23 protein-coding genes are annotated in these 24,181 nt (G+C 65.1%); 11 read left to right on the forward strand and 12 right to left on the reverse strand.

The features are described from left to right. Nucleotides 1-6: 6 nt before the first annotated feature. The 3 genes from G6P99_RS01920 (at nt 7) to G6P99_RS01930 (ending at nt 5,017) form a co-directional block, all read left to right on the forward strand. Nucleotides 7-294, forward strand: coding sequence for a FeoA family protein (locus G6P99_RS01920; protein WP_029081252.1), 288 nt, complete (start codon nt 7-9; stop codon nt 292-294). Further along, nucleotides 291-2,165: a ferrous iron transporter B gene (gene feoB / locus G6P99_RS01925; protein ID WP_029081253.1), complete on the forward strand. Its 1,875-nt coding sequence runs from the start codon at nt 291-293 to the stop codon at nt 2,163-2,165. Before G6P99_RS01920 ends, feoB begins: the two co-directional genes overlap by 4 nt. 101 nt (nt 2,166-2,266) lie before the next feature. Next, nucleotides 2,267-5,017: a bifunctional acetate--CoA ligase family protein/GNAT family N-acetyltransferase gene (locus G6P99_RS01930; protein WP_165127101.1), complete on the forward strand. Its 2,751-nt coding sequence runs from the start codon at nt 2,267-2,269 to the stop codon at nt 5,015-5,017. Nucleotides 5,018-5,045: 28 nt separating this feature from the next. Here the strand turns inward: G6P99_RS01930 and G6P99_RS01935 are convergent, their stop codons facing one another. From G6P99_RS01935 to G6P99_RS01955, 5 genes are all read right to left on the reverse strand, one after another. Beyond that, nucleotides 5,046-5,831 (reverse strand): succinate dehydrogenase iron-sulfur subunit, encoded by a 786-nt coding sequence (locus G6P99_RS01935; RefSeq protein ID WP_029081255.1) that lies wholly within the window; start codon nt 5,829-5,831, stop codon nt 5,046-5,048. A gap of 18 nt (nt 5,832-5,849) precedes the next feature. Beyond that, complete coding sequence (gene sdhA, locus G6P99_RS01940; protein WP_029081256.1) at nt 5,850-7,688, reverse strand: succinate dehydrogenase flavoprotein subunit; 1,839 nt, start codon at nt 7,686-7,688, stop codon at nt 5,850-5,852. A gap of 3 nt (nt 7,689-7,691) precedes the next feature. Continuing rightward, the gene (gene sdhD, locus G6P99_RS01945) at nt 7,692-8,066 is read right to left on the reverse strand and encodes a succinate dehydrogenase, hydrophobic membrane anchor protein (protein ID WP_156928619.1); all 375 of its coding nucleotides are present in this window, start codon (nt 8,064-8,066) and stop codon (nt 7,692-7,694) included. 14 nt (nt 8,067-8,080) lie between these two features. Continuing rightward, nucleotides 8,081-8,476 carry a succinate dehydrogenase, cytochrome b556 subunit gene (gene sdhC / locus G6P99_RS01950; RefSeq protein ID WP_029081258.1) on the reverse strand — a complete coding sequence of 132 codons (396 nt, stop codon included), beginning with the start codon at nt 8,474-8,476 and terminating at the stop codon, nt 8,081-8,083. A gap of 229 nt (nt 8,477-8,705) precedes the next feature. Continuing rightward, nucleotides 8,706-9,608 (reverse strand): LysR family transcriptional regulator, encoded by a 903-nt coding sequence (locus tag G6P99_RS01955; protein WP_245284687.1) that lies wholly within the window; start codon nt 9,606-9,608, stop codon nt 8,706-8,708. Between the two features lie 122 nt (nt 9,609-9,730). Here G6P99_RS01955 and G6P99_RS01960 point away from each other — a divergent pair, with 122 nt between their 5' ends. Together G6P99_RS01960 and G6P99_RS01965 are read left to right on the forward strand one after the other, a co-directional pair. After that, nucleotides 9,731-9,979, forward strand: a complete 249-nt coding sequence (locus G6P99_RS01960; protein ID WP_165127103.1) for a hypothetical protein — start codon at nt 9,731-9,733, stop codon at nt 9,977-9,979. A gap of 11 nt (nt 9,980-9,990) precedes the next feature. Beyond that, entirely contained in the window at nt 9,991-10,851 is an 861-nt protein-coding gene (locus tag G6P99_RS01965; RefSeq protein ID WP_165127105.1) for a sulfite exporter TauE/SafE family protein, read from the forward strand. A 6-nt stretch (nt 10,852-10,857) separates the two neighbouring features. On the opposite strand, the gene G6P99_RS01970 is transcribed toward G6P99_RS01965, so the two are convergent. Continuing rightward, nucleotides 10,858-11,355: a hypothetical protein gene (locus tag G6P99_RS01970; RefSeq protein WP_029081262.1), complete on the reverse strand. Its 498-nt coding sequence runs from the start codon at nt 11,353-11,355 to the stop codon at nt 10,858-10,860. A 26-nt stretch (nt 11,356-11,381) separates the two neighbouring features. Continuing rightward, nucleotides 11,382-12,911, reverse strand: coding sequence for a malonate--CoA ligase (locus G6P99_RS01975; protein ID WP_029081263.1), 1,530 nt, complete (start codon nt 12,909-12,911; stop codon nt 11,382-11,384). An 87-nt stretch (nt 12,912-12,998) separates the two neighbouring features. Here G6P99_RS01975 and G6P99_RS01980 point away from each other — a divergent pair, with 87 nt between their 5' ends. After that, complete coding sequence (locus G6P99_RS01980) at nt 12,999-13,760, forward strand: SDR family oxidoreductase (RefSeq protein WP_029081264.1); 762 nt, start codon at nt 12,999-13,001, stop codon at nt 13,758-13,760. Nucleotides 13,761-13,943: 183 nt separating this feature from the next. Here G6P99_RS01980 and G6P99_RS01985 read toward each other — a convergent pair whose 3' ends face one another. Further along, complete coding sequence (locus G6P99_RS01985) at nt 13,944-15,344, reverse strand: MFS transporter (protein WP_029081265.1); 1,401 nt, start codon at nt 15,342-15,344, stop codon at nt 13,944-13,946. Nucleotides 15,345-15,673: 329 nt separating this feature from the next. On the opposite strand from G6P99_RS01985, the gene G6P99_RS01990 reads away from it, so the two are divergent. From G6P99_RS01990 to G6P99_RS02000, 3 genes are all read left to right on the forward strand, one after another. Beyond that, nucleotides 15,674-16,228, forward strand: a complete 555-nt coding sequence (locus G6P99_RS01990) for a fasciclin domain-containing protein (protein ID WP_029081266.1) — start codon at nt 15,674-15,676, stop codon at nt 16,226-16,228. Nucleotides 16,229-16,408: 180 nt separating this feature from the next. Beyond that, complete coding sequence (locus tag G6P99_RS01995; RefSeq protein WP_029081267.1) at nt 16,409-17,041, forward strand: cytochrome b/b6 domain-containing protein; 633 nt, start codon at nt 16,409-16,411, stop codon at nt 17,039-17,041. Between the two features lie 10 nt (nt 17,042-17,051). Next, nucleotides 17,052-17,837: a molybdopterin-binding protein gene (locus tag G6P99_RS02000; protein WP_029081268.1), complete on the forward strand. Its 786-nt coding sequence runs from the start codon at nt 17,052-17,054 to the stop codon at nt 17,835-17,837. Nucleotides 17,838-17,963: 126 nt separating this feature from the next. On the opposite strand, the gene G6P99_RS02005 is transcribed toward G6P99_RS02000, so the two are convergent. Continuing rightward, complete coding sequence (locus G6P99_RS02005; RefSeq protein WP_165127107.1) at nt 17,964-19,142, reverse strand: YbfB/YjiJ family MFS transporter; 1,179 nt, start codon at nt 19,140-19,142, stop codon at nt 17,964-17,966. A gap of 89 nt (nt 19,143-19,231) precedes the next feature. Further along, a complete protein-coding gene (locus G6P99_RS02010; protein WP_051346287.1) occupies nt 19,232-20,095 on the reverse strand; it encodes an EamA family transporter in 864 nt (287 codons plus the stop codon). Between the two features lie 259 nt (nt 20,096-20,354). Between G6P99_RS02010 and leuB the strand changes: the two genes are divergently transcribed. Then, nucleotides 20,355-21,467: a 3-isopropylmalate dehydrogenase gene (gene leuB, locus G6P99_RS02015; RefSeq protein WP_029081270.1), complete on the forward strand. Its 1,113-nt coding sequence runs from the start codon at nt 20,355-20,357 to the stop codon at nt 21,465-21,467. A gap of 174 nt (nt 21,468-21,641) precedes the next feature. Here leuB and G6P99_RS02020 read toward each other — a convergent pair whose 3' ends face one another. After that, on the reverse strand, nt 21,642-22,046 hold the full coding sequence (locus G6P99_RS02020) for a hypothetical protein (RefSeq protein WP_029081271.1): 405 nt from the start codon (nt 22,044-22,046) through the stop codon (nt 21,642-21,644). Between the two features lie 178 nt (nt 22,047-22,224). After that, complete coding sequence (locus G6P99_RS02025; protein ID WP_029081272.1) at nt 22,225-23,019, reverse strand: hypothetical protein; 795 nt, start codon at nt 23,017-23,019, stop codon at nt 22,225-22,227. A gap of 116 nt (nt 23,020-23,135) precedes the next feature. On the opposite strand from G6P99_RS02025, the gene G6P99_RS02030 reads away from it, so the two are divergent. Next, nucleotides 23,136-24,170 (forward strand): aspartate-semialdehyde dehydrogenase, encoded by a 1,035-nt coding sequence (locus tag G6P99_RS02030; protein WP_029081273.1) that lies wholly within the window; start codon nt 23,136-23,138, stop codon nt 24,168-24,170. Nucleotides 24,171-24,181 lie beyond the last annotated feature (11 nt).

The following is a 24,181-nucleotide window of genomic DNA, read 5'->3' on the forward strand; positions in this document are numbered from 1 at the left end:
GGCCGCATGACAGGCGATCCAAACAGCTCCCAGGATAATCTTCAGGACATCCGGCTCGGACATGCGGATCGCGGTTTTGTCGGAAAGATCATCAGGCTCGATGCGCTCGTGACGGGCTCATCGCTGTCTCCGCAGGAGCTGGAGCAGCGCCTGGTCGAGATGGGTTTTGTCGAGGGCGCACGCGTGGAAATCCTGCATGAGGGCACGATCCGACGGGATCCGATCGCAGTGCGCGTCGACAACATCACGATTGCGCTGCGCCGGAGCGAAGCCATGGCTGTGATCGTCGAATGACCGCTGCATCCCTGCGTCTGGCGCTGGTCGGTGCCCCGAACACCGGCAAGACCTCGCTGTTCAACCGGTTGACCGGCAGCAGCCAGAAGGTCGCCAATTATCCCGGCGTCACCGTCGAGCGCAAATCCGGCGGCTTCGTCACGCCAGAGGGCCGCAGCGTGACCGTGCTGGACCTGCCCGGCACCTATTCGCTGCGCGGCCGCAGCCCGGACGAGGAAATCACCCGCGACATCGTGCTCGGCCGCTTCGACGGCGAGGCGGTGCCCGATCTCGTGCTCTGCGTCGCTGACGCCACCAACCTGCGGCTGACCTTGCGGCTCGTGCTCGAGCTGAAGCGTGTTGGCCGGCCGATGATGCTCGTGCTCAACATGATCGACATCGCGAAGCGCCGCGGCGTGACGATCGACATCGATCGCATGTCGCAGGAGCTGGGCTTGCCGATCGTGACCTCGGTCGCGGTGCGCAAGGGCGGCGTCGACGAGCTCTTGAAGCGGACCGACGAATTCCTGGCCCGGTCGCATGAAGCGGCGGCCAGCGAGTGGACCACGCCGACCATCGCCGATCTCAAGGCGGCGCAGCGCGAGGCGGACCGCATCATTGCATCAGCCGTGACGCTGCCGGCCAAGCCCGACACGCTGACGACGCGGATCGATTCCGTCGTGCTGCATCCGGTCTGGGGTCTCGTGATCCTGGCCGTGATCCTGTTCGTGATGTTCCAGGCGGTGTTCACCTGGGCGCAGCCGGCGATGGAATTGCTGTCGGACAGTTTTGCCGCGCTCGGGCAATTGATTCACGGCGTGCTGCCGGAAAGCTGGGGCCTGTTGCAGAGCTTCCTGCAGAACGGCGTGATCTCCGGCGTCGGCAGCGTGATCGTGTTCCTGCCGCAGATCATCATCATCTTCCTGTTCATCCTGCTCTTGGAAGATTTCGGCTACATGGCGCGCGCCGCGTTCCTGATGGACCGCATCATGGGCGGCGCCGGGTTGCACGGCCGCGCCTTCATTCCGCTGCTGTCGAGCTTTGCCTGCGCGATTCCCGGCATCATGGCGACGCGGGTGATCGACAACAGGCGCGACCGCCTGACCACGATCCTGATCGCGCCGCTGATGACCTGCTCGGCGCGGATTCCGGTCTACACGCTGATCATTTCCGCCTTCGTTCCGTCGACCACGGTGTGGGGTTTCGTCAATCTGCAGGGGCTCGTGATGTTCGGCCTCTATGCCGCCGGCATCACCAGCGCGCTGACGGTCTCGGCGATCGCAAAGTTCTTGATGTGGCGCGACCATGCGCCGGCGCCGTTCATGCTGGAATTGCCCGACTACAAGGTGCCGCGGCTGCGCAGCATCGCGATCGGCGTGTTCACCCGTGCCAAGATGTTCCTGTACCGCGCCGGCACCACGATTCTCTCGATGATGGTGCTGATCTGGTTCCTGGCGTCGTTCCCGCAGGCGCCGGCCGGCGCCGAGGGGCCGGCGATCAACTACAGCTTTGCGGCGATGATCGGCCATGCGCTCGAGCCGCTGCTGCGGCCGATCGGCTTCAACTGGCAGATCGCGGTGGCGCTGATCCCGGGCATGGCGGCGCGCGAGGTCGCGGTTGCGGCGCTCGGCACCGTCTATTCGATCGAGGGCGGCAAGGAGGCGGCGGACCAGATCGGCCAGGTGCTGGCGCAGAAATGGACGCTGGCGACTGCACTGTCGCTGCTGGTCTGGTACATCTTCGCCCCGCAATGCGCCTCGACGCTGGCGGTGATCCGCCGCGAGACCGGCAGCGCGAAGTGGATGGTGGTGACATTCGTGTACATGCTCGCGCTGGCCTATGTCGCGAGCTTCCTGACCTTCAACCTGGCGCAGGCGCTGGGTCTGCACTAACGGGCCTGTCCGGCTCAATGGGTGCAACTGGCCGAATGACGAAGTAGAGTTCATTCGCGGGCGCGTTACGGGCGTCCGCTGGTTCCCTGCGAGACCACGCAATGTCGACGTTCGGCCTGGAGCGGGTATTTTCGCCGCGAAGCATCGCGATCGTCGGCGGCAGCCCGCGACCGTCGTCGCTCGGCGCGGCGGTGCTGCGAAACGTCAAAGCGAGCGGCTTCACCGGCCGCGTCGGGGTGGTCAATCGGCAGTATGCCGATGTCGACGGCGAGCCGACCGTTCCGGACCTGAAGTCGCTGCCGTTCGTACCAGACCTCGTCGTCATCAGTGCGCCGGCGGCCGCGGTCCCCGAGATCGTGGCGGAGGCTGGGCTGGCCGGCGTCGCCGGTTCGGCGATCGTGTCGGCGGGTCTCGGCCACGGCGCGGGCTCGCTCGCGGAGACCGCGGAGCAGACGGCGCGTCGACATGGCATGCGCCTGATCGGGCCCAATTGCATGGGCGTCATGGTGCCGCATGCGAAGCTCAATGCGAGCTTCGCCGCGCATCAGCCGTCCGACGGGCACGTCGCTCTGATCTCGCAGTCCGGCGCGGTCGCGGCGGCGATGATCGAGTGGGCGGCGGAGCGGCGGCTCGGCTTCTCCGGCATCGCCTCGATCGGCGACCAGCTCGATGTCGACGTCGCCGACCTGCTCGACTACTTCGCGCTCGACGATCATACCAGCGCGATCCTGATCTACCTCGAGGCCATCAAGGATGCGCGCAAGTTCATGTCGGCGGCGCGCGCCGCGGCGCGGTTGAAGCCGGTCATCGTCGTCAAGTCGGGACGGATGGCGCCGGGCGCGAAGGCCGCCGCGACCCACACCGGCGCGCTGGCCGGCTCGGACGCGATCTATGACGCCGCGTTCCGCCGCGCCGGAATGCTGCGGGTCTACGACCTTCGCCAGCTGTTCGATTGTGCCGAGCTGCTCGGCCGCGGCTTCGTCCCGCGCGGCAACCGGCTCGCGATCCTGACCAATGGCGGCGGGCTCGGCATCCTCGCGACCGACCGCTTGGCCGAGCTCGGCGGTGTTCCCGCGACATTGACGGCGGAGACGATTGCGCGGCTCGACAAGGAGTTGCCGCCGGGCTGGTCGTGCGCCAATCCCGTCGACATCGCGGGCGATGCCGATGCCGCCCGCTACGTGGTGGCGCTCAATGCGCTGCTCGATGACGCCAACAGCGATGCGGTGCTGGTCGCGAATGTGGAAATGGCGGTGGCGCCGGCCGAGGGGATTGCCGAGGCCGTGGCGCAATGCGTTCGCGATCGCAGGTCGAAGCGGAGTGCAGTGGCAGCACTGGTGCTCGCGGCGTGGGTCGGCGCCGACGAGCGCACCGGCGCGATCTTCGAGGCGGCGAGGATTCCGCATTTCCCGACCGAGGACGATGCGGTGCGCGCCTTCATGTATCTGGTGCGCTATCGCGAGGCCTCTACCGCGCTCGCCGCGATCCCGCCGGGTATCGCATCGGTGTTCATGCCGGAGACCGTCGCGGCGCGGCATGTGGTCGTGAAAGCATTGTCGGAGGGGCGCGCCTGGCTCGATCCGCCCGAGATCGTCGCCCTGTTCGAGGCCTACGATATCCCGATCGTGACGACCATCGTCGCCGAGAGTGCCGAGGATGCCGCCGAGAAGGCGGCGCCGTTCCTCGCCGAGGGGCGCGCGATCGTGGTCAGGGTGTTCTCGCGCGACATTCGCCACGCCTCCGACGTCGGTGGGATCATCCTCGATCTGCGCACCAGGGACAGCGTCGTCGAGGCCGCCAGAACCGTGATGGAGCGCGCACGAAGCGCGCGGCCCGGCGCGAAGCTGCAGGGCGTGACGATCCAGCCGATGATCGTGCGACGCGCGGCGCGCGAACTGATCCTCGGCATCGCCGACGACCCGACCTTCGGTCCGGTGATCGTGTTCGGTCGCGGCGGCCCCGCGGTTGAGGTGATCAACGATAAGGCGCTGGCACTGCCGCCGCTCGACATGAATCTGGCGCGTGAGCTGGTCGGGCGCACCCGCGTGTCGCGGCTGCTTGGCGGCTATCGCGATGTGCCGGCCGTCCCAATCGATGTGGTGCCGCTTACCCTTGTCAAGCTGGCGCAGATGGCGGCCGACATTCCCGAGGTCGCCGAGCTCGATATCAATCCGATGCTGGCGGACGAGAGCGGCGTGCTGGCGCTCGATGCGCGGGTGGCGATCCGCAAGCCGGCGCGGCTGTTTGCCGGCCAGACACGGCTCGCGGTGCGGCCGTATCCGTCGCAATGGGAGGGCGAGCTCGCGTTACGCGACGGCTCGCGCGTCACGGTGCGCCCGATGCGGCCGGAGGACGAGCCGATGGTCGGCGAGTTCTTCAAGCGCGTGACGGCCGAAGATCTCCGGCTGCGCTTCTTCCATGCGATGAAGGAATTCTCGCACGCGTTCATCGCGCGCCTGACCCAGCTCGATTATGCGCGCGCGATGGCCTTCGTGGCGCTGGACCCGAACACCGGCGAGATGATGGGCGCGGTCCGGCTGCATTCGGACTCGCTGTACCAGAACGCCGAATATGCGATCCTGCTGCAGTCCGATCTCAAGGGCAAAGGGCTAGGCTGGGCGCTGATGCAGCTGCTGATCCACTACGCGAAGTCGGAGGGATTGAAGCGGCTGTCCGGCCAGGTGCTGACCGAGAACACCACGATGATCGGGATGTGCCGCGATCTCGGCTTCACCGTCACGATGGATCCGGACGATCACAGCATCGTCGACGTCGTGCTCGATCTCGATCGGCCTGGCGTCGATGCCGTCGGCGCCGACATCCTGATCCGGCCTGCTGCGGGCGGCCGCTGATAACAGCGCCGGCCGCGGGCGTGTCGGATCAGATCTGGCGTTCGACCAGCTTGAACTTGAGCTCGGCGATCGCTTCCGAAGGATTGAGGCCCTTCGGGCACGCCTTGGCGCAGTTCATGATGGTGTGGCAGCGATAGAGGCGGAACGGATCCTCGAGATTGTCGAGCCGTTCGCCGGTCGCTTCGTCGCGGGAATCGGTGACCCAGCGGGTCGCCTGCAGCAGCGCGGCGGGACCGAGGAAGCGTTCGCTGTTCCACCAGTAGCTCGGGCAGGAGGTCGAGCAGCAGGCGCACAGGATGCACTCGTAAAGGCCGTCGAGCTTCTCTCGGTCCTCGTGGCTCTGCCTCCACTCCTTCTGCGGCGTCGGCGTCGTGGTCTTCAGCCACGGCTCGATCGAGGCATACTGGGCGTAGAAATTGGTGAGGTCGGGAACGAGGTCCTTCACCACCGGCTGGTGCGGCAGCGGATTGACCTTGACCGCGCCGCCAGCGCCGACGTCGTGCATCGACTTGGTGCAGGCCAGCGTGTTCTGGCCGTCGATGTTCATTGCGCAGGAGCCGCAGACGCCTTCGCGGCAGGAGCGGCGGAAGGTCAGCGTCGGGTCGATGTGGTTCTTGATCCAGATCAGACCGTCCAGCACCATCGGGCCGCAATCATGGGTGTCGACATGGTAAGTGTCGACACTCGGATTCTTGCCGTCGTCCGGGTTCCAGCGGTAGACGCGGAATTCGCGCGTCTCGGTGGCGCCGGCCGGCTTCGGCCAGGTCTTGCCGCCGGAAATCTTCGAATTCTTCGGAAGTGCGAATTCAACCATGCTTGCTCGCCTTCGTTCTCAGTAGACCCGCGCCTTCGGCGGGATGTACTGCACGTCGTTGGTCATCGTGTAGTCGTGGACGGGACGATAATCGATCGCCGTCTTGCCGGCCGGATCGATCCAGGTCAGCGTGTGCTTCATCCAGTTCTTGTCGTCGCGCGCGGAGAAATCCTCGCGGGCATGCGCGCCGCGGCTCTCGGTGCGGTTGGCCGCCGAATCCATCGTCACGATTGCCTGCACGATCAGATTGTCGAATTCCAGCGTCTCGATCAGGTCGGAATTCCACACCAGCGAGCGGTCCGAAACCGAGATGTCGCCGACGCCGCCATAGACCTTGTGGATCAGGTTCTGGCCTTCCTGCAGCACGTCGCCGGTACGGAACACCGCGCAATTGTTCTGCATCACATGCTGCATGCTGTCGCGCAGCTTCGCGGTCGGCGTGCCGCCGGAGGCGTGACGGAAGTGGTCGAGCCGGCCGAGCGCGAGGTCGGACGAATCCTTCGGCAGCTCCGGCTGCTTGGCGTTCGCCGTCAGCTTGTCGGCAAGACGCAGTGCGGCGGCGCGGCCGAATACGACAAGGTCGATCAGCGAGTTGGAGCCGAGGCGGTTGGCGCCATGCACCGAAACGCAGGCGGCTTCACCGATCGCCATCAGGCCCGGCACCACCGAATTGTCGTCGCCGTTGCGCTTGGTCAGCACCTCGGCGTGATAGTTCGTGGCAATGCCGCCCATGTTGTAGTGCACGGTCGGCACGATCGGAATCGGCTCGCGGGTGACGTCGACATTGGCGAAGATCTTCGCCGATTCGGAGATGCCCGGCAGCCGCTCATGCAGCACCTTCGGATCGAGGTGATCGAGGTGCAGGAAGATGTGATCCTTCTTCTTGCCGACGCCGCGGCCTTCGCGGATCTCGATCGTCATCGCGCGCGAGACGACGTCGCGCGAGGCGAGGTCCTTGGCCGACGGCGCGTAGCGCTCCATGAAGCGCTCGCCTTCGGAGTTGACGAGATAGCCGCCTTCGCCGCGGGCGCCCTCGGTGACGAGGCAACCCGAGCCGTAGATGCCGGTCGGATGGAACTGGACGAACTCCATGTCCTGCAGCGGCAAGCCGGCACGCAGCACCATGCCGCCGCCGTCGCCGGTGCAGGTGTGCGCCGAGGTGCAGGAGGCATAGGCGCGGCCATAGCCGCCGGTCGCCAGGATCGTCGTCTGGGCGCGGAAGCGATGCAGCGTGCCGTCGTCGAGCTTGAGCGCGATCACGCCGCGGCAGACGCCCTGGTCGTCCATGATCAGGTCGATGGCGAAGAATTCGATGAAGAACTCGGCCGAGTGACGCAGCGACTGGCCGTACATCGTGTGCAGCATGGCGTGGCCGGTGCGGTCGGCAGCGGCGCAGGTGCGCTGCGCCTGGCCCTTGCCGAAATCGATGGTCATGCCGCCGAACGGGCGCTGATAGATCTTGCCCTCCTCGGTGCGCGAGAACGGAACGCCCCAATGCTCGAGCTCGTAGACCGCGTCGGGCGCGTTGCGCACCATGTATTCGATCGCGTCCTGGTCGCCGAGCCAGTCCGACCCCTTCACGGTGTCGTACATGTGCCAGCGCCAGTCGTCCTGGTGCATGTTGCCGAGCGAGGCCGAGATGCCGCCCTGCGCCGCAACCGTGTGCGAGCGGGTCGGGAACACCTTGGTGATGCAGGCGGTGCGCAGGCCCGCTTCCGAGCAGCCGACCACGGCGCGCAGGCCCGCGCCGCCGGCGCCGACCACGACGACGTCGTAGGTGTGGTCCTGGATCGGGTAGGCCTTGCCGTTCGTGGCCGGGCCACCGTTGGTGGCCTTGCCGTTTCCTTCACCGGCCATGGGTTATACTCCCGACGACAATTTGAGGATTGCGTAGATCGAGGCCAATGCGACCGCGACGCAGAAGAAGTTGTTCGCCATCACGCTGGCGATCTTCAGCTTCTCGTTGTGGATGTAGTCTTCGATCACGACCTGCATGCCGATCTTCATGTGCCAGGTGCTGGCGATGATGAAGAGCAGCAGGATGATGGCGATCGGGATCGAGCCGAGGATCTGCGCCGCGCCGGCATGATTGCGGCCGGTCAGCATGATCACGACCACGATCACGGGAAAGATCAGCAGCGTCATCGCAACTGCGGTGAGGCGCTGGCGCCAGAAGTCGCCGGTGCCGGTATGCGCGGACCCGAGACCGCGGACGCGCTCCAGCGGCGTGCGCATCGAGGAACGGCCGCTCATCGTCCACCTCCGATGGCGTAGGCAGTCCAGATCAGGACGGTCAGCGCGACGCCGGCAACCACAGCTCCCCAGGTCAGCGCTTCGCGCTCATTGGCCTTGAAGCCGTAGCCGAGATCCCAGACGAAATGCCGGATGCCGCTGCACAGATGGTGCATCAGCGCCCATGTGTAGCCGAACACGATCAGCTTGCCGATCACACTGCCGGTGAAGGCCTGGACATTGGCATAGGCGGAGGGGCCGGAGGCGGCTGCGATCAGCCACCAGGCGAGCAGCAGGGTGCCGAAATAGAGGGCCAGACCTGTGGCACGGTGGACGATGGACAGCGCCATCGTCAGCGTCCACCGGTAGGTCTGCAAATGGGGTGAAAGCGGTCGTTCGATCCTGGCGGTCATCGGCGGGCTTTATGGTGTGAGGGACCGCGGCCGGCCCATCGGGGAACGCGGTAGAGGAGTTCTATTTACGGAGTCGGATCAGCCCGCGCAACGGCCAAATAGCCTTCGGTCGAACCGAAGTTCATTGTTAGACTTGCCGAATTCTGGTTGATCCGCAGTGTGGTATACCAGATGCAAGGCCTGATGAACCAAGAAGTGAATCATAATATCTGCGTGCGGCGGGAGACCATTAGCTGCGCGCTGACGGGCTCCGGAACGCGTCGATTTTGCCCCACTGTTCCACCAGATAATCGACGAATGCCCTGATCTTAGGCGATGCCAGGCGCGACGGCTGAAGCATCAGATGCAGCGGCGTCGGCGCCGGCTCATGGTCGATCAGCAGCCGTTGCAAGCGGCCGCTCGCGAGATCGGATTGCACCTGCCACGACGGCACGCGGACGATGCCCGCACCATCCCGCGCTGCACCAACCAGCGCGTCGAGGCTATTCATCCAGAGCCGACCGGATATGCGGAATTTGCGACCCGTCTTCGAGCCGTCGGCAAAGCGCCACTCCGCGCTTCCAGGCGAATCGGAAAACACCAGGCAGTCATGCGCCGAAAGATCGCCTGGCGTCCGCGGTTCGCCGCGCCGCGCGAGATACTCAGGCGATGCGCACACGATCATCTGGAGATCGGTGAGCTTGCGCGCGACCAGCTGCGAGTCGCGCAAGCGGCCGATGCGAACAGCCAGATGGATGTCCTCGTCGACCATATCGACGGCGCGGTCGATCAACAGCAGGTCGACGGCAACAGCGGGATAACGGCGCAGAAACTCGTTCAGCAGCGGCGCGATCACGAGCCGCCCGATCAGGCTCGGTGAGCTGATCCGAATCCGACCTGATGGCTGGTGCGGGTCGCGCGCCAGCGTCGCCTCGATCTCCCTGACTTCGCCGAGAATCGATTTCGCGCGCTCGTAGAGGATGCGACCGTCGTCGGTGAGTGCGAGTTGGCGGGTGGTGCGCAGCAGCAGGCGGGTGCCGAAATGCTCCTCCAGGGCGCTGATCTGCCGGCTCACCGCGGTCAGCGAGCTCGGCAGCGAGCGCGCCGCCGCCGACAGGCTGCCGGTATCGACCGCACGGACAAAGGCCGCCATCGCGGCAAGCTGGTCCAAGCCCGATCCTTCCGCACTTCGCAAGAGAGCCTGCTCATCCGGAGCAATACTCCCGCATTTGAGAAGGGTCTAGTCTGCCAGCTCCACGATTTGAGGAGCGCGACATGGCCTCAACTTCCCTCCATCCGAATTCCTTCGAACGGCGCCGAACTGCCGGTCGCGCCAGTGCCGACGATCCGGCCTTCCTGCTTGTCTTCTCGTGCGCCGGACTGCTAGTCGCCGTTCTGGCGTTGCTGATGCAGGGCGCAACGCCTTCAAACCCACTCCGCTTTGCTTTGGTTGCGGCGGCTGCTCCGCTGGCAGCGTTGGTCACGTTATGGCTGGCCGACCGCACTGACGCGAACGCCTCCTGACGACGGGAAGGATGATGGCCGGCCTCGATCCCAAGGAACTGCTCGAGCTTGCGCTGCTGCTGATCGCGGTTGGAGCGCTGTCCGGGTTTCTCGCTGGCCTGTTCGGCATCGGCGGCGGCGCGATCCTGGTGCCGGTGTTTTACGAATGCTTTCGCCTCGCCGGCGTGCCGCTCGAGGTGCGGATGCCGCTATGCATCGGCACCTCGCTCGCGATCATCATCCCGACCTCGCTGAGCTCGTTCCGCGCCCACTATCGCCGCGGCGCGGTCGACATGGAGATATTGAAGCGCTGGTGGTTGCCGATCGTGATCGGCGTCGCCGCCGGCAGCGTCACCGCGCGGTTTGCGCCGGAGCGGCTGTTCAAGATCGTGTTCGTGGTGGTGGCGTGGTCGGCGGCAGCGCGATTGCTGCTGGCGCGCGAGACCTGGAAGTTCGGCGACGACGTGCCGAAAGGCTTCCTGATGCGCGTCTACGGCTTCTTCGTCGGCCTGCTGTCGACGCTGATGGGTATCGGCGGCGGCCTGTTCGCCAATCTCTTGATGACCTTCTACGGCCGGCCGATCCATCAGGCGGTTGCGACCTCGTCCGCGCTTGCGGTGCTGATCTCGATCCCCGGCGCGCTGGGCTATGTCTATGCCGGCTGGCCCGCCGCCGCGCGCTTCCCCGACGTCACCGCGCTGCAGCTGCCGTTCGCGCTCGGCTACGTCTCGCTGATCGGCGCGCTGCTGGTGATGCCGACCACACTGGTCACCGCACCGCTCGGCGTGAAGGTGGCGCATGCGCTGTCGAAGCGGGCGCTGGAGATGGCCTTCGGCGCCTATCTCTTCATCGTCGGCGGGCGGTTCGTGATCAGCCTCGTCGGCGGGCACTAGCCGGCGTCAGTCCTTCAACCGGACCTCGCTGTTGCCCCAGTAGCGCATATCGCCGATCCCCTCGATGCGATCCCTATCGGAGAGCACCTTCAATCGCGCCGCGGTCACCTCGTGACTGATAGTCCAGCCAAGCTCCTTGTAACGTTCTTCTGCAATGGTCACGAACCACAGGACCTTCCGCCACCGCGGATTCAAAAGCGACATGATGACCTCGTCGAGCTGATCTTCGGTCACCGACGACGGAAGATTCACCTCGCTCCATGTCAATTCGCTGCAAAGTATGCGTGGCCTCTGTTCCTCTGTGGGTGGCCGCAAGTCCGGATATTGCTCGCAAATCGGAAGGAGAAGCTTGTCCTCGAGGTCCGCAATGACCTCTTGAACCGAACGATGGAATCGGGTCCGTTCCTGCTTGCCGAGCCCTGCAATGGCCATTTCAGCCTTGTACATTGCATCCAAAGCATCGAAGATTTGTAGACAAATCCTCTCGGCATACTCTCGGTTCATCGTTCCCTCGCGAAATCCCGCTTTCTTCAAGCCTTCGAATAGATATCCTTATAAGTATCCCGCAGAATGTTCTTCTGCACCTTGCCCATTGCGTTGCGCGGCAGTTCGTCGACGACGAAGACGCGCTTGGGCATCTTGAATTTGGCGAGCCGCCCGTCGAGCGCCTTCAACACCGAGGCTTCGCTGACATCGGCGCCCTTGCTGCAGACCAGCACGGCGGTGACGCCCTCGCCGAAATCGGCATGCGGCACGCCGATCACGGCGGATTCGATCACGCCGGGCATGGCGTCGATCTCGCTCTCGATCTCCTTCGGATAGACGTTGAAGCCGCCGGAGATCACGAGATCCTTGCCGCGGCCGAGGATGTGGACGTATCCCTTGCCGTCGATCTTGCCGAGATCGCCGGTGATGAAGAAGCCGTCGCCGCGGAATTCGGCTTTTGTTTTTTCCGGCATCCGCCAGTAACCCTGGAACACGTTCGGGCCCTTGACCTCGATCATGCCGATGGTGTCGGGCGCGAGCTCCTTGCCGGTCTCGGGATCGGTGACCCGCACCGAGACGCCGGGCAGCGCGAAACCGACCGCGCCGGGCACGCGGTCGCCGTCATAGGGGTTGGAGGTGTTCATGTTGGTTTCGGTCATGCCGTAGCGCTCGAGCACGGCATGGCCGGTGCGCTCCGACCATTCGCGATGGGTGTCGGCGAGCAGCGGCGCAGAGCCCGAGATGAACAGCCGCATGTGCTTCGTCGCGTCCTTGTTCAGGCCGGGATTCTGCAACAGGCGGGTGTAGAAGGTCGGCACGCCCATCATCACGGTCGCGCGCGCCATCAGCTTGATGATCAGGTCCGGATCGAACTTCGGCAGGAAGATCATCGAGGCGCGCGAGAACAGCGTCACGTTGCTCGCTACGAACAGGCCGTGGGTGTGATAGATCGGCAGCGCGTGGATCAGCACGTCCTTGTCGGTGAAGCGCCAGTAGTCGACCAGCGAGTAGGAGTTCGACGCCAGATTGTCGTGCGACAGCATCGCGCCCTTGGAGCGGCCGGTGGTGCCCGACGTGTAGAGGATCGCGGCGAGGTCGTCATTGCCGCGCGGCACGGTAGCGAAGTCGTTACGAGCCTTGTCGGCGGCTTCGGTCAGCGAGCCCTTGCCGCTGGCATCCAGCGTCTCGACCTTCGCGCTCACCTTGGCGGCGGTCGCCGTGATGCCTTCCGGCTTGGTGGGATCGCAGACCACCAACGCCGGCTCGGCATCGCTGATGAAATATTCGAGCTCGTTCAGCGTGTAGGCGGTGTTGAGCGGCAGGTAGACGCCGCCAGCGCGCACGGTGGCAAGATAGAGCACCAGGGCCGAGACCGATTTCTCGGTCTGCGCCGCGACGCGGTCGCCTGGCTTGACGCCGCGCTCAACCAGCACGTTCGCCATCTGGCCGGCCCGCGCGATCAGATCGCCATAGGAAATGCGGCTGCCGTCGAGCTGCTCGATCGCCAGTCGGTTGGGGTTGTCGAGGCCGTCGAACAGGCGGGAAAACAGGTTGGCGTTGGTGGTCGTGTTCATGCAAACATTCCCCGAGGGGCGAAAGAGCCGGAAAGGTCTGGCTGGATTAGCAAAAACGCCCTTCGGAAAGCAACGGAGACAGTTTGCATGACAAATAATGGGAAACGCGTGGCCTGGGTCACCGGCGGCGGCACCGGAATCGGCGAATCCGGGGCGGAATTCCTGGCTGCGGACGGCTGGACGGTCGTGGTCTCCGGCCGCCGCAAGGAAGAGCTCGACCGCGTGGTGGCCAACATCACGAACAAGGGCGGCAAGGCCGAGGCGATCCCGCTCGACGTCAGCAACAAGGCCGACGTCAACAAGGCGGCCGAAGCGATCGTCGCCAAACACGGCCGCATCGACCTCCTGGTCAACAGCGCCGGCATCAATGTGCCGAAGCGCAGCTGGGCCGACATGGAGCTGGAAGGCTGGGACAAGCTCGTCGAGGTCAATCTCAACGGCGTGCTCTACTGCATGCGCGCGGTGCTGCCGACGATGCGCAAGCAGCAGGACGGCTGCATCATCAACGTCGCCTCCTGGGCCGGCCGTCACGTCTCGAAAATGCCGGGCCCGGCCTACACCACGACCAAGCACGCAGTGCTGGCGCTGACCCATTCCTTCAACATGGACGAATGCGTCAACGGCCTGCGCGCCTGCTGCCTGTCGCCCGGAGAGGTCGCAACGCCGATCCTAAAGCAGCGGCCGGTGGTGCCGAGCGAAGCCGAGCAGGCCAAGATGCTGCAGCCGGAGGATTGCGGCCGCACCATCGCCTTCGTCGCCAGCATGCCGCCGCGGGTCTGCATGAACGAGATCCTGATCAGCCCGACGCACAACCGCGGATTCATCCAGACGCCGGCGAACAGGGATTAGGCCCAACTTTTAACGGGTCGTCCCTGCCTAGTGCGCAATTGCGCACGGGAGCAGGGACCCATAACCACAGGGTCGGATTGTTGGGCACGCTGTGGCTCCAGCGATGCCTGATAATGGCCATTCGTGGTTATGGGTCCCGGCTCGCGCCTCGCTTGGCCGGGACGACGGCGTGGACGGTCTACGTCACTCGATGATCTCGTTCAGCTCCTTGCCGGAATGCTCGGGCACCCACAGGAAGACACCGACCGCCATCGCGATCATCAGCACCGGGATGCAGAGGAACGCCAGCGCGAACGAGCCGGTGTGCTGCTGGAGCGCGATGGACACGAACGGGAACAGCACGAAGCCGACGAAGTAAGCGATCGCCCACACCACGCCGTTGGCGGCGCCGCGGATGCGGGTCGGGAAGATTTCCGCGGTCAGGGTCGTGCTCGGTCCCCAGAAGCCGAGGAAGCCGAGGCACCAGAGAAGCCCGAACGTCCAGAGCAGGACGCGGTCCTCGGAATAGACCCACAGCGTCATGAAGATCGCGCCCTCGATCAAGGTGATGATGAAGGCGCGCCGGCGGCCGATCTTGTCGATCAGCCAGCCGACCAGGCACAGTCCGAGGAAGCCGCAAAGGCCGTAGAACACGTAGAACAGGCTGTATTCCGTCGTCGACCAATGCTTCTCGGTCGATAGGTACAGCGGCATCCAGGCGCCGACCGTGCCGTAGATGCAGGTGCTGGCGCAGGCAACGAACAGCGCAACCAGCGTTGCGGGCAGCACGTCGGGCAGGAACACCTGGCGGATGCCGACCGACTTGGCCTTGCCGAACCAGGCGCCATCGTCGGCGCTGACCGTGCCGCCGCGCGCCAGCGTCTCCGAGATGCGCCGCTTGCGGTCCTGCGCGCGCACCCAATAGGGCGATTCCGGGCAGGTGGAGCGGATATAGATCGCCAGCAGCGCGATCACGCCGGGCACCATGACTGCGACACGCCAGCCGAAATTGGCGGCGACCAGCCCGGTGATCGCGCCGGCCAGCGTGGCACCGAGGCACCAGGCCGAGCGCGTGATGGTGATCACCCGCCCGCGCAGCCGCGCCGGCCAGGTTTCGGCCACCAGCATCGAGCCGAGCGACCATTCGCCGTTGAGCGCGAAGAACAGGAACGAGCGCGCGATGACAAAGACCGCGAAGGTCGGCGACAGCGCCGCGACCGGCATCAACAGCGAGAACAGCGCGATGTTGACGGCGAGCAGCGTGCGCCGGCCAAACCGGTCCGCCAGCCATGGCCAGAAATAGAGGCCGGCGATGCCGACGAACAGCGCGATCTGCATGCCGGAGCGATATTCCGGCAGGCTCAGCGAAAATTCCTTGATCACCATCGGCGAGACCAGCGCGAAGATCACGCCGTCCATGCCGTCAAAGCCCCAGCCGAGCGCGTTGGCGGTGGCGATGTGCCAATGCGTTTTCGTCACCTCCGTGCCGCCGGCGACCGCGCGGTAATTGGCAAATTGCAGGTGCTTCTGCTCGAGCGGTCCGATGTCGCTGCTGGCCTCGTTCGCCGCAGGCGCGGCGTGGCCATCAGCCGTGATGCTGCTCATGATCGTCCTCCCCACACCCGCCTGGCTAGCGAAGCTACGCTGCAATCTCAGGCTGAACCAATCAGGCAATGGCGGCAAGCAAATTGCTCGCGGCGGCGCACCCGTCAATTCCGCTGAATGGAACGGTCGACAAGCTGCGCGACGCGCCGCGGGTATGCAGCGCGCCGCAGCCGGTTTCAGGAATCACAAAGAATTATTTCCGGAAACCGTCCCGAAAACCTGCCGTAGCTCGGGCAACGACGACGCAGACACCGAACAACACGCGCCGTTGTTGCCCCTTCATCGCCGGCGATGCCTCGCCGGTCGGATACCTCATCGGGAGACGAACCATGTCGAAGCGTATTGCCTATCTCGCTGCCGCTGCCTTCAGCGCGCTCGCGATCACCGCCACTGTCGTGGCGCCGGTCCGCGCCGAGGAAAAGACCGTGATGGTCGGCGGCGCCGCGATGTTCCCGTCCAAGAACATCGTCCAGAACGCCGTCAATTCGAAGGACCACACCACCCTCGTCGCCGCGGTGAAGGCCGCGGGCCTGGTCAGCACGCTGGAAAGCAAGGGCCCGTTCACAGTGTTCGCGCCGACCAATGCCGCGTTCGGCAAGCTGCCGGCCGGAACCGTCGACAGCCTCGTCAAGCCGGAGAACAAGGCGACGCTGACCAAGATCCTCACCTACCATGTGGTGCCCGGCAAGCTCGAGGCCTCCGACCTCACCGACGGCAAGAAGCTGAAGACCGCGGAGGGCGAGGAACTCACCGTGAAGAAGCAGGACGGCAAGGTCTGGATCGTCGATGCCAAGGGCGGCACCTCGATGGTGACGATTTCCAACGTCAACCAGTCGAACGGCGTCATCCATGTGGTCGACACCGTGCTGATGCCGGCGACGTAACACCCGGCGGCCTGATTTAGTCCCTGAACGCCCCACGAAACAGCGAGCCGGAGCCTCGCCCCGGCTCGCATTTTTGTGACCAGATGGGGCGGCCTATATCAAACTGAGTAGGCGCGACCCTGTAACGGAACCCCGGTTCCCGGCGTATAAGCCGGTAACGACCACGAGCAGAGATATGCCATGACGAGCCTTGCCGTCAGCGACCACCCGGCAGAGACCGCAACGCCGGCGAAGGTGATCCAGCCGGTCTGGGTGCGGATGGTGCACTGGATCAACGCCTTCGCGATGATCCTGATGATCATGTCCGGCTGGCAGATCTACAACGCCTCGCCGCTGTTCGGCTTCACCTTCTCGCGGAGCATCACGCTCGGCGGCTGGCTTGGCGGCGCGCTGCTCTGGCACTTCGCCGCGATGTGGCTCTTGATGGTCAACGGCCTGATCTATCTGGCGCTCGGTTTCGCCACCGGCCGCTTCCGCAAGAAGCTGCTGCCGATCACCCCCGGCGGCGTGATCTCCGATACCAAGGCGGCGCTGACCTTCAAGCTGTCGCATGACGATCTCAGCAAGTACAATTCGGTGCAGAAGCTGCTCTATACCGGCATCATCATCGTCGGCGTCGTCATCGTGCTGTCCGGCCTGTCGATGTGGAAGCCGGTGCAATTGCATTGGCTGGTGACGCTGTTCGGCGGCTACGACTTCGCCCGTTATGTTCATTTCACCTGCATGGCGCTGATCGTCGCCTTCCTGGTGATCCACGTCGCGCTCGCACTGCTGGTGCCGAAGAGCCTGCGCGCCATGATCATCGGTCGTTAGGGAGAGTGTCATGGGTCGCTTGCGCAAACTCCTGATCCCCGGTGTCGACAAGAAGCTGCTGGTGCGCGACGCAGTGAAGACGATGCCGGAGCTGACGCGCCGCCGTTTCATCACGGCGGGGACCAGCCTCGGCGCGCTGACGCTGCTGACCGGCTGCGACGTGGTCGATTCGTCGTCGGCGGAGGAACTGCTGAAGAGGGTCTCGAAGTTCAACGACGCGGTGCAGGCCTGGATGTTCAATCCGGATGCGCTGGCGCCGACGTATCCCGAGAGCATGATCACCAAGCCGTTCCCGTTCAATGCCTATTACGATCTCGACGATGCGCCCGAGGTCGCGGGCGCGGACTGGAAGCTCGAGGTGCGTGGCCTGGTTGAAAACAAGAAGTCGTGGACGCTGAACGAATTGTACAAGCTGCCGCAGGTCAAGCAGGTGACGCGCCATATCTGCGTCGAGGGCTGGAGCGCGATCGGCAGCTGGACCGGCACGCCGCTGCGCGATTTCCTCAAGATCATCGGCGCCGACACGCGCGCCAAATATGTCTGGTTCCAGTGCGCCGACAAGGACGGCTACAATTCACCTTTGGACATGCGCACGGCGCTGCATCCGCAGACCCAGATGACCTTCAAATTCGGCGACGAGATCCTGCCGCGCGCCTATGGCTTTCCGATGAAGATCCGGGTGCCCACAAAACTCGGCTTCAAGAACCCGAAATACGTGCTGTCGATGGAAGTCACCAACGACTACAAGGGCGGCTACTGGGAAGACCAGGGCTACAATTCGTTCAGCGGGAGCTAGCCGTCGTCCCGGCGGAGGCCGGGACCCATACTCCGCGGCCGAAGGAATAGGCATGCGGGGAGACGCTTCCTTCCATCACAACCACTTGTGGTTATGGGTCCCGGCTTTCGCCGGGACGACGGAGGATTACGGCCCCACCTTCCGCTGAAACGCCGACAGCAGCGCGCCGAGCGCGAGCATCGCGGCCGAGACGTTCAGTGCAAATGACAGGCTGCCGACGGCATCCGTGATGGCGCCGACCACGATCGGCCCGAGCGTCTGCCCGATGCCGAAGGCGATGGTCATCGCCGCAATCGCGGTCGGCCAGGCCTGCGGCGGGTAGTTGAAGCGTACGAAGGCGGTGGTCGACCCCACCACCGCGAAGAAGGCGACGCCGAACACCAGCGCGGAAATCGCAAGCAGCAGCGGCGAATGCCCGAAGATCGGTAGAGCCGCGCCGAGCGCGTTGACGCCGAGGATGATGGTGGTGGCGATCCCGCCGCGGTCGAGCGCCAGCACCCGCCGCCAGAACCAGGGCGTCACGAACGTGCTGACGCCGATCAGGCTCCAGAACGCGCTCTGTGCGACCGCGCCGCCGCCGCCGTCGCGGACATAGGCGATCATGAAGGTCATGTAGGCGATGTAGCCGGCGCCGAACAGGAAATAGGCGGCGAGGTAGATCAGGACCGGCATGATCGCGAATTTGGTCCGCACGATGCCGGCGGCGGCTGCATTGCCGTGGAATGGCGCAAGCAGCAGCGGCACGGTCATGATCGCCGAGAGCAGGGTCATTGCCCACCACACGATCCACCAGGAGCCCGCGCCAAAGCCCTGCAACACGAAGGGCGCGATCAGGCCGGAGGCCAGGATGCCGACGCCCGGCCCGGCATAGAACAGGCTGAGCAGGAAGTTCGCGCGCTCCGGCCGCGATTGCGCGATCGTCGCCGCGAGCGCGCCGCCGCCGACGAAGCCGATTGCGGCGGCGAAGCCGACCAGCAGGCGGGCAAAGCTCAGCACGGCGAAATTGCCGGAGATGGCGCAGAGCGCCAGCGACAGCGCGCAGGCCAGCGTCGACCAGCGCACCGATGTGGCAAGCCCGAAGCGCTGGATCAGGCGCGAGGCGAACAGTGCGCCGACCAGATAGCCGGCGGCATTGATCGTGTTCATGAAGCCGGCGGCCGAATAGGACCAGGCCAGCGAGTCGCGCATGTCGGGCAGCACCAGCGAATAGGCAAAGCGGCCGATGCCGAGACCGACCGTCGGTGCGAGCGACAGAATCAGAATCAGCCGCGCGGGATGCGGATAGGACGGGGCGGGGGCTCTCACAATTCACTCCGGCAATGCGGCCATTGTGGCAGGCCGCAGCGGCGCTGCCCAGCGCCGCTGGCCGCAACACAGTCTTGCGTATCAGGCAATCAGGCGATCAGGACCAGCGCGACGCCGATTACGGTGAGCAGGGTTCCGGCGACGATCCGCGCGGTGATCTCGACATGCTTGAGCAGCATCGCGCTCAGCGCCACGGTGACCAGCGGGTAGATCGCAGCGAGCGGCGCCACCAGCGTGATCGGGCCGTTGCGGACTGCGGCGAACAGGCTGAGCGCACTGAGCCCGTTGCTGATGCCGGTCAATGCGAACCAGAACCGGCCCTCGCGCGGTGCCTGCACCGTGAAGCTGCCCTTGCGGATCCGCTGCACGGTCAGCACCACCAGCGAGGACATGATGTAGCCGATCAGGCAGGCCCAGAGCGGGCTCGGCCAGATCGCAAGCCCGAGCTTTGCAATCGGGGGCACGATGCCGCGCACCAGCGCGCTGGCGAGCGGCAGCAGCAGCGCCCAGCTGCGCCAATGGCCGAGGTCGCGCGGCCGGGTCACGGTGATCACAGCCGCCCCCGCCACCGCGACCACGAGGCCGAGGAGCTGCTGCGGCTCGAGCGGCTCGTGCAGCAGCACCACGGCGGCGGTGACCGCAAACAGCGGCGCCAGATTGCCCAATGTCGAGGTGATGACCGGCCCGAGCGCCCGGTTCGACGCGAAGGTCAGGAGCGTCAGCGAGGCCGGGAAGAACAGGCCGATCGCCATGAAGATCGGCAGGCCGCGCCACACCACCGGTTCGCCATGCAGGATCAGCGGCGACAGCAAGAGGAACAGCAAAGTGAAGGACGGCACGCTGATCGCGGCGCCCGACAGCGGCTCGACGGTGCGCAAGCCAAGCTGCGCGAGCACGACGCCTGCGCCCAAGAAAATGGCCGAGGCGAAGGCGTAGACGATGGCTGCGGTCATGAGGTCCGTCTTGTTGGCTTCTTGGGGCGCGGTTGGCTCTCTGCGGCCATTTTGGCCCTGTCCGAGGCGCCTTGCCAATCCGCCCGGGGCGTTTTAGCACTCCGCCCGGATTTCCCCGCTCGTCATGCCCGGGCTTGACCCGGGCATCCATCTTCAAGGCTTCTTCGAAGCGGGATGGATTGCCGGGTCATTTGTGCGAGGACGCGCTTCGCGCTCTTGCCCGGCAATGACAACAAACAGTTAGCTCGAGGTAACGACCATGGCGACCCATAAACTGCTGCTTCTCCCCGGCGACGGCATCGGCCCCGAAGTGATGGCCGAGGTGCAACGCGTGATCGACTGGTTGAATGCGCAGGGCATCGCCAGGTTCGAGACCGAGCAGGGGCTGGTCGGCGGCTCCGCCTATGACGCCCACAAGGTGTCGATCTCCGAGGGCGACATGGCCAAGGCCGCCGCGGCCGACGCTGTGATCTTCGGCGCGGTCGGCGGTCCGAAGTGGGACAGCGTGCCCTACGAAGTCCGCCCCGAGGCCGGCCTGCTGCGGCTGCGCAAGGATCTCGGCCTGTTCGCCAACCTGCGTCCGGCGGTGTGCTACCCAGCGCTGGCGGATGCCTCGAGCCTCAAGCGCGAGGCGGTCGAGGGTCTCGACATCATGATCGTCCGCGAGCTCACCGGCGGCGTCTATTTCGGCGAGCCGAAGACCATCACCGATCTCGGCAACGGCCAGAAGCGCGCGGTCGACACCCAGGTCTACGACACCTACGAGATCGAGCGCATCGGCCGCGTCGCCTTCGATCTGGCGCGCAAGCGCCGCAACAAGGTGACGTCGATGGAGAAGCGCAACGTCATGAAGTCGGGCGTGCTCTGGAACGAGGTCATGACCCAGGTGCATGCGCGTGAATACAAGGACGTCACGCTGGAGCATCAGCTCGCCGATTCCGGCGGCATGAACCTGGTGAAGGCGCCGAAGCAGTTCGACGTCATCGTCACCGACAATCTGTTCGGCGACATGCTGTCTGACATCGCGGCGATGCTGACCGGTTCGCTCGGCATGCTGCCGTCGGCCTCGCTCGGCGAGGTCGATTCCAAGACCAAGAAGCGCCGCTCGCTGTTCGAGCCGGTGCACGGCTCGGCGCCCGATATCGCGGGCAAGGGCCTCGCCAACCCGATCGCGATGATCTCGTCGTTCGGGATGGCGCTGCGCTATTCCTTCGACATGGGCGATCTCGCCGACAAGGTCGATGCCGCGATCGCGGCCGTGCTCGCCAGCGGCCTGCGCACCGCCGACATCAAGTCGGAAGGCACCACGTCGGTCAGCACGACGCAGATGGGCGAAGCGATCCTGAAGGAATTGCAGAAGCTGCATGCGTGACGGCTCTGCCGTCATTCCGGGGCGCGTCAAAGACGCGAACCCGGAATCTCGAGATTCCCCGATGCGCAATCGCGCATCTGGGGTCTGGTCCTTCGGACCATCCCGGAATGACGGACAAACAAAAAATGCCCGGCCGGAGCCGGGCATTTTCGTATCCGCTGCTTGCCGAAATTCTCAGTACAGCGGGAAATTCCGCGGATAGCCGCCGAGGTCGGCCGGCGGGCTGAGCGGCTGGCGATCGATCGGACGGTTGTTGTTCTCGCGCGCGAACGACGGATAGCCGATCTCCGGCGGATAGGCGTAGTCGTTGAACTTGCGGTCGCCCGGCAGCACTTCGGTGCCGGCGTCCAGCCACGAGCGCGTGGTGACGTAGACGCGGGTGCGCGGACCCTGCTGATAGACGCGGTTCGGACCCTGCTGGCCGTAATAGCGGCGGCCGTCGCGGTCATACTGCTCTTGCTGCTGGCGCTTGCTCGGGCTCTGCGCGCTGGCTGCGGTCACACTGAGCGCGGTTGCGGTGACGGCAGCCGCGGCAAGCAACACCACGAGCTTGTTCGCGGCAGGGAATTTCAAGGTCATCGCATCCTCGTCATTACGGCCCCGTCGGGGGGCTGGCGCGTCCGCCAAAATCACTCGGAACATATTGTAGCCTTGGTGGGAAGCCCGTCACTAGGTCAATTGCGCCACACCGGCCCAGATAATGCAGCCGGTAGAGCAAAAGTTTCATGTAAACCAGTGTCTTGCCACGGTCTTGCCATCAAAGGGCGCCGCGCAGAAGCGGGTTCTTGCTGCCCATCACCCAGTCGGCCGACAGGGCCGGCGGGCCGGAGGTAACGCAGTCGGTGCGGCGCAGCTCGGCATGCGCGAACAGCGCAGCGAGCCGCAGGTCATTGCCGGCGGCCAGCAGGGTCAGGCGGTTCAGCATGCAGACGATCGCGGCGCGCTGGGCCGGCAGGCTGGCGCCCTGGCAGGTCCAGCCGGAGATGCGCAAATCGGGCGCGTCGGCCTGCTTGAGGAAGCCAAGGCAACTGCGGCTGCCGTCCTGCCGCGCCGGGCGCAGCAAGGTGACGCTGCCGAACTTGCTGTCGACGATGCCGGCGGCCTCGAGCTCGCGGACGCCGCCCGGGTCGAGCCGCCCGGCGATCTCGGTGACCGCGGGTCCCATGGACTCGCCGCCGGGACGGTAGATTTCCAGCTCGGCTGCCGGCGCGCCACTGGCGTCGGCCCAGCGGAAGACGTCTTTGCGACCGCCCTCGGGGTGCCGGAAGATTTCGTAAGCCTCTGTTTTATCTCGCGGATCTTGCCGGCTGATGGCAAAAGCCGGCGTCGAGCGACCGGCCAGGCTCCAGCCCGCGACGGCGGGGGCAGCCATCGCCGTTGCGTCCGGCAGTTGCTTCCATAGATAGTTGCCGAGGACGGCGAACAGCGCGAGCACGGCGACATAGGCGAACAGCCGGGAGAGCGTGGCGTAAACCTCGTCGACGAAACTCGTCAGTGCGGATGGAGTTCTCGTATGATGGGGTACGGCCGGACCGGCCTGAAAGAAACGCATCAAAACGCTCAAAAGCTACGCAACGTTGTCTTGACGGGGTTTCTCGCATAGAAGCGCTGCCTCTTCCCTTTCCGCTGCCAGCGGGGGAACGGGCATTTTTCGTCGGAGAGTGAACGATGGGTTACAAAGTCGCGGTGGTCGGAGCGACCGGCAATGTCGGGCGCGAAATGCTCAACATTCTCGACGAGCGCAAATTCCCCGCCGACGAGGTCGTCGTGCTGGCCTCGCGCCGCAGCGTCGGCGTCGAGGTCTCCTATGGCGACCGCACGCTGAAGGTGAAGGCGCTCGAGCATTATGATTTCTCCGACGTCGACATCTGCCTGATGTCGGCCGGCGGCTCGGTCTCCAAGGAATGGTCGCCCAGGATCGGCGCCGCCGGCGCGGTCGTGATCGACAATTCCTCGGCCTGGCGCATGGACCCGGACGTGCCGCTGATCGTGCCGGAGGTGAACGCGGATGCCGCCGCCGGCTTCACCAAGAAGAACATCATCGCCAACCCGAACTGCTCGACCGCGCAGCTCGTGGTCGCGCTGAAGCCGCTGCACGACAAGGCGACGATCACCCGCGTCGTGGTCGCGACCTATCAATCGGTGTCGGGCGCCGGCAAGGATGCGATGGACGAACTGTTCACGCAGACCAAGGCCGTCTACACCAATGACGAGCTGATCAATAAGAAGTTTCCGAAGCGCATCGCCTTCAACATCATTCCCCAGATCGACGTCTTCATGGAAGACGGCTTCACCAAGGAAGAGTGGAAGATGATGGCGGAGACCAAGAAGATCCTTGATCCCAAGATCAAGCTGACCGCGACCTGCGTGCGCGTGCCAGTCTTCGTCAGCCACTCCGAGGCCGTCAATGTCGAGTTCGCCAACCCGATCACGGCCGACGAGGCGCGCAACATCCTGCGCAATGCGCCGGGGTGCCTCGTGATCGACAAGCACGAGCCGGGCGGCTACGTCACGCCCTATGAGGCCGCCGGCGAGGACGCGACCTATATCAGCCGCATCCGCGAGGACGCGACGGTGGAGAACGGCCTGTCGTTCTGGTGCGTCTCGGACAATCTGCGCAAGGGTGCCGCGCTGAACGCGATCCAGATCGCCGAAGTCCTGATCAACCGCAAGCTGATCACCGCCAAGAAGAAGGCGGCGTAACAGCGAAACGC

It is taken from the genome of Bradyrhizobium sp. 6(2017), assembly GCF_011058295.2.
GTDB lineage: Bacteria > Pseudomonadota > Alphaproteobacteria > Rhizobiales > Xanthobacteraceae > Bradyrhizobium > Bradyrhizobium septentrionale.

Coding starts and splice junctions, on each gene's coding strand:
- G6P99_RS01920 (WP_029081252.1), top strand. CDS start 7: ATGACAGGCGATCCAAACAGCTCCCAGGATAATCTTCAGGACATCCGG.
- feoB (WP_029081253.1), top strand. CDS start 291: ATGACCGCTGCATCCCTGCGTCTGGCGCTGGTCGGTGCCCCGAACACC.
- G6P99_RS01930 (WP_165127101.1), top strand. CDS start 2,267: ATGTCGACGTTCGGCCTGGAGCGGGTATTTTCGCCGCGAAGCATCGCG.
- G6P99_RS01935 (WP_029081255.1), bottom strand. CDS start 5,831: ATGGTTGAATTCGCACTTCCGAAGAATTCGAAGATTTCCGGCGGCAAG.
- sdhA (WP_029081256.1), bottom strand. CDS start 7,688: ATGGCCGGTGAAGGAAACGGCAAGGCCACCAACGGTGGCCCGGCCACG.
- sdhD (WP_156928619.1), bottom strand. CDS start 8,066: ATGCGCACGCCGCTGGAGCGCGTCCGCGGTCTCGGGTCCGCGCATACC.
- sdhC (WP_029081258.1), bottom strand. CDS start 8,476: ATGACCGCCAGGATCGAACGACCGCTTTCACCCCATTTGCAGACCTAC.
- G6P99_RS01955 (WP_245284687.1), bottom strand. CDS start 9,608: ATGGCGGCCTTTGTCCGTGCGGTCGATACCGGCAGCCTGTCGGCGGCG.
- G6P99_RS01960 (WP_165127103.1), top strand. CDS start 9,731: ATGGCCTCAACTTCCCTCCATCCGAATTCCTTCGAACGGCGCCGAACT.
- G6P99_RS01965 (WP_165127105.1), top strand. CDS start 9,991: ATGATGGCCGGCCTCGATCCCAAGGAACTGCTCGAGCTTGCGCTGCTG.
- G6P99_RS01970 (WP_029081262.1), bottom strand. CDS start 11,355: ATGAACCGAGAGTATGCCGAGAGGATTTGTCTACAAATCTTCGATGCT.
- G6P99_RS01975 (WP_029081263.1), bottom strand. CDS start 12,911: ATGAACACGACCACCAACGCCAACCTGTTTTCCCGCCTGTTCGACGGC.
- G6P99_RS01980 (WP_029081264.1), top strand. CDS start 12,999: ATGACAAATAATGGGAAACGCGTGGCCTGGGTCACCGGCGGCGGCACC.
- G6P99_RS01985 (WP_029081265.1), bottom strand. CDS start 15,344: ATGAGCAGCATCACGGCTGATGGCCACGCCGCGCCTGCGGCGAACGAG.
- G6P99_RS01990 (WP_029081266.1), top strand. CDS start 15,674: ATGTCGAAGCGTATTGCCTATCTCGCTGCCGCTGCCTTCAGCGCGCTC.
- G6P99_RS01995 (WP_029081267.1), top strand. CDS start 16,409: ATGACGAGCCTTGCCGTCAGCGACCACCCGGCAGAGACCGCAACGCCG.
- G6P99_RS02000 (WP_029081268.1), top strand. CDS start 17,052: ATGGGTCGCTTGCGCAAACTCCTGATCCCCGGTGTCGACAAGAAGCTG.
- G6P99_RS02010 (WP_051346287.1), bottom strand. CDS start 20,095: ATGACCGCAGCCATCGTCTACGCCTTCGCCTCGGCCATTTTCTTGGGC.
- leuB (WP_029081270.1), top strand. CDS start 20,355: ATGGCGACCCATAAACTGCTGCTTCTCCCCGGCGACGGCATCGGCCCC.
- G6P99_RS02020 (WP_029081271.1), bottom strand. CDS start 22,046: ATGACCTTGAAATTCCCTGCCGCGAACAAGCTCGTGGTGTTGCTTGCC.
- G6P99_RS02025 (WP_029081272.1), bottom strand. CDS start 23,019: ATGCGTTTCTTTCAGGCCGGTCCGGCCGTACCCCATCATACGAGAACT.
- G6P99_RS02030 (WP_029081273.1), top strand. CDS start 23,136: ATGGGTTACAAAGTCGCGGTGGTCGGAGCGACCGGCAATGTCGGGCGC.